Genomic DNA, 3,539 nt, shown 5'->3' with positions numbered 1-3,539 from the left:
CGGACCTGTCAGGAATTTTGTGTGCCGGGGTCGCGGTTCGTAGTTAGTTAATCGCGTTGGTGAAGCGTTCCCCAAACAGAATGGCAAACTGGTTGGCGGCCATCTTCCAGGTCCGCTGCGGCATCTTCCAATCTTTTTCAATATTGCGCRAGGCCAGATWCAGCAATTTGGTCGYCGCTTCGTCACTCGGGAAGTGGCCACGGTTCTTCACGATCTTCCGTAAACGCATGTGCAGGCTCTCAATAGCATTTGTGGTGTAGATGATCGAACGTACTTCCGGTGGGTACGAGAAGAATGGAATCACCTGCTCCCATTGGCGCCGCCACATCGCCGGCACGGTCGGGAAGCGCTGTCCCCACGGCCCCTCTGCGAAGGCGTCTAAAGCCGCCGCTGCCGCGTCGGCATTCGCAGCCTGGTAGATCGGCTTGAGCGCAGCGGCGAGCTCTTTACGGTCCTTCCAGGACGCCAGCGTCATCGAGTTGCGGATCAGGTGCACGATGCAGGTCTGGATCTGCGCCTGCGGGAAGACCGCCTCAATCGCTTCAGGGAAGCCGCGCAGGCCATCTACGACCGCGATCAGGATGTCTTCCAGTCCACGGTTGCGCAGCTCGTTGAAGACCTTYAACCAGAAYTTGGCACCTTCCGTTTGTTCGATCCACAGGCCMAGCACTTCTTTTCGGCCATCGGCGCGGATACCCAGCGCCAGGTACACCGCCYTGTTCTTGACGGTGCCTTCRTCACGGATCTTCAGCCGCAGYGCATCGAAATAGACAATGGGGTACATCGTCTCCAGCGGCCGYTGCTGCCATTGCGCCACTTCGTCCATGACCTCGTCGGTGATGGTCGAGATCAAATCGYGYGATACATCAGTGCCGTACAGCTCCAGCAAATGCGCCTGAATCTCGCGCACGGTCATGCCGCGTGCATACATGCCGATCACGTGGTCATCAAAGCCCGGCATACGGCGCTGGTGTTTGGCGACYAGCTTGGGCTCGAAGCTGGAAAGGCGATCAYGCGGGATCTCCAGTTCCAGCTCGCCGCCCGGCGCGAGCACGGTCTTGCGGCTCTTGCCGTTGCGGTGGTTCTTGGCGTCGCCTTCGGTGGCGAGATGGTGGTTCAATTCGGCGGTCAGCATGCGCTCGGCCAGCATCTTTTTGAGCTGGCCAGCCAGTCCTGATTCCCCGAGAATGGACTCGGCGTCCTTGTTCTCGACCTGGGCCAGNGGCGGTCAGCATGCGCTCGGCCAGCATCTTTTTGAGCTGGCCAGCCAGTCCTGATTCCCCGAGAATGGACTCGGCGTCCTTGTTCTCGACCTGGGCCAGYAACTGGTCGATCAGTTCAACGGGAAACGGGTACTGCTTTTTGGTTTTTGGCTTCTTCGTGGTCATTGCATCGGTCATGGACAATCCCTTTCGGTATTATTTCATGACCCCGGACTCACACGAAAATTCTGACAGGCTCNGCTTTTTGGTTTTTGGCTTCTTCGTGGTCATTGCATCGGTCATGGACAATCCCTTTCGGTATTATTTCATGACCCCGGACTCACACGAAAATTCTGACAGGCTCACCGCCGCCGCCAGCATTGTATCGACCACGCTCAGTTGTGCTTCCGTAATGAATGTAGAACGTCTCCCGTTCGTGGTCATCAGCGTATTCCGGCGAATCCTCATAATCGCCTGAGCCATAGCAAATGGGGCCCCTCACAATCACGACATCACAAGTGATTTGTCCATCATATAGAAAGGTGCCAGTCTTAACGATTTTTTGGCCTTCTTGAAGCATCAACACGCTTTATCAACCCATTCGAAAATTGCTCAATACTGGCGACAGTCGGCTCTTGGCCAGTTCCGACTGTTATCAGTCCCAGCGACGGTTGCGGTTCGGCCAACAAAACTCGACAACATTGGCCCTTTTCGCCCCCATGGATGCTCCTCACCACACGTCTAGCGTCAGCGTCCGTTGCCCACCGCTTTCCGAATGCGATGCATTCATATGTATGCGCGAAGGTACAAAACTTGTGTTCTTATATTCAGGGCGGACGTCCAAGCTATTTACTGCGCCTTCCTTAACCCATGCCAGGAGCGTTTGTATATGCGCTGTCCGTTGCCTGACCGTCCTGTGCGGGACGTAAAGGACATTCATTGCCACATCTTCTCCCCCAAACTCTGCTGGGAACATCAAGAGCTTTGTTAATTGCCCCTTTGCCTCAAGTGCTTTGGCTTGTTCGAGGCTCGCCACCTGCGCAAAGTCGGGTTCCTCAATACGAACAACGCTCGACCGGTCCAGAACGCTAACCTGGCCCACTCCAGCTGTCTTCAGCTCGCCTAGCAAGTTATTTCGCCCGTTCGTCATCGACCAACGCATTTCATCTTCTGTGATCACCGTCGCGACAAGCAGTTCCATCTTCCCGTTTGGAAGATCGAGGTGATCAGGGAACGGTGCTTGCGCCTTGCTGATGAGCAGGTTCACATATTTACCTTCACCGATCCCAATCTGCTCAACCGTCATGCCTTGGTGCTGCTTCACGATACTGAGAAGGTCAGCGTCTTTGACCATCTCCGCCTTCGTAGCCCATTGCAACAGCCAAAGTGGCCAATCAGCATTTTCCTTGGCGAGGACGATCAATTCATAGCCATACCCTGGTCGCTCAGTGCCTGGCCTTACTTTCGCCTTCTGGCGCAACGTACCGGCAAACCCAACAGTATGCGAGCCGTTACTGTCGCCGGAGGTGTGCTGCGCATCGACCATCTCCAATCCGGTGGGCATGTCGGGATTGGTAAGCCCGAACGTTGTGTAGATAAAGCTTGGCTCACCTCCGATCTTTGTCGGGATGACATAGAGGCCTCCGCCTGGCCATACGCCGGAAAGATCCATCATCTTAAGGATGTCGTTTGGCAATGGGCCAAAATGCTGTTCGAACAACCGGGAGCGCGCGTCGTACACCTTCTGCCAAAGCGCTTCCTCCACCGAAGTTACGGGTTCGCTTCCTTTGACGCTTGTATCTTGATCCTTCTTTTTTCCACCAAACAGCTTGCCAAATAGGCTCATTGTGCTTTTCCCGAATCTATATTGAATATGTTGTTCAACTTCAGCGGCTGCAACTGGCCGGAAGGCGCTTAAAGTTCGCTCAGGCCGAAGCCCTTGGCTGAAATGGTAATCGTATCACCCGACTGCATCTCAATTTCATACTTCCCAGGCTCGCTCTGGTTGGCGGAGTTTATTGAACGGGATGGCCCCCACGGTTGCACGTGAGGGATGTTCAATTTCGAGACACCCTCAAAGATCAGCTCAGCGGGGTTACGGCCTACTGGATGAATTAAGAAGTTGCACGTCGCTGCCGCCCAGTCAAAGGTGATTGACTTCAGCGTCGCATCGTGAAGATCATAATTCTCGAAGTTCAATTTTGCTCCATCTGTTGGTGCCGCATGACCGTCGGCTTGTGGCCGAATTGAGTCAAGCCAAATCTAGATCACGTCCGTCATCTGTGCGCCCGATTCGGTAATTTCCGTTAGGGCGAACGCCTGGCTCATGACAAGTAA

General features: G+C 54.7%; 3 protein-coding genes. All 3 read right to left on the bottom strand.

Annotation, left to right across the window (positions count from 1 at the left end; genetic code table 11):
* Positions 1-43: 43 nt before the first annotated feature.
* The gene (locus tag ASE26_RS02885) at positions 44-1,189 is read right to left on the bottom strand and encodes an IS256 family transposase (protein WP_229208107.1); all 1,146 of its coding nucleotides are present in this window, start codon (positions 1,187-1,189) and stop codon (positions 44-46) included.
* A 743-nt stretch (positions 1,190-1,932) separates the two neighbouring features.
* On the bottom strand, positions 1,933-3,048 hold the full coding sequence (locus ASE26_RS02875) for a suppressor of fused domain protein (RefSeq protein ID WP_082591277.1): 1,116 nt from the start codon (positions 3,046-3,048) through the stop codon (positions 1,933-1,935).
* A gap of 68 nt (positions 3,049-3,116) precedes the next feature.
* Positions 3,117-3,401 (bottom strand): hypothetical protein, encoded by a 285-nt coding sequence (locus tag ASE26_RS02870; RefSeq protein ID WP_057245552.1) that lies wholly within the window; start codon positions 3,399-3,401, stop codon positions 3,117-3,119.
* Positions 3,402-3,539: the final 138 nt, after the last annotated feature.

Origin of the sequence: Duganella sp. Root198D2, from assembly GCF_001428585.1 — a bacterium.
Lineage (GTDB): Bacteria > Pseudomonadota > Gammaproteobacteria > Burkholderiales > Burkholderiaceae_D > Rugamonas.
Note: the sequence above shows the minus strand (reverse complement) of the source record. Positions and strands in the feature narration are given on the sequence as shown.

What these genes read in the sequence shown, in the direction of transcription:
- ASE26_RS02875 (WP_082591277.1), bottom strand. Translation starts at nt 3,048, where the DNA reads ATGAGCCTATTTGGCAAGCTGTTTGGTGGAAAAAAGAAGGATCAAGAT.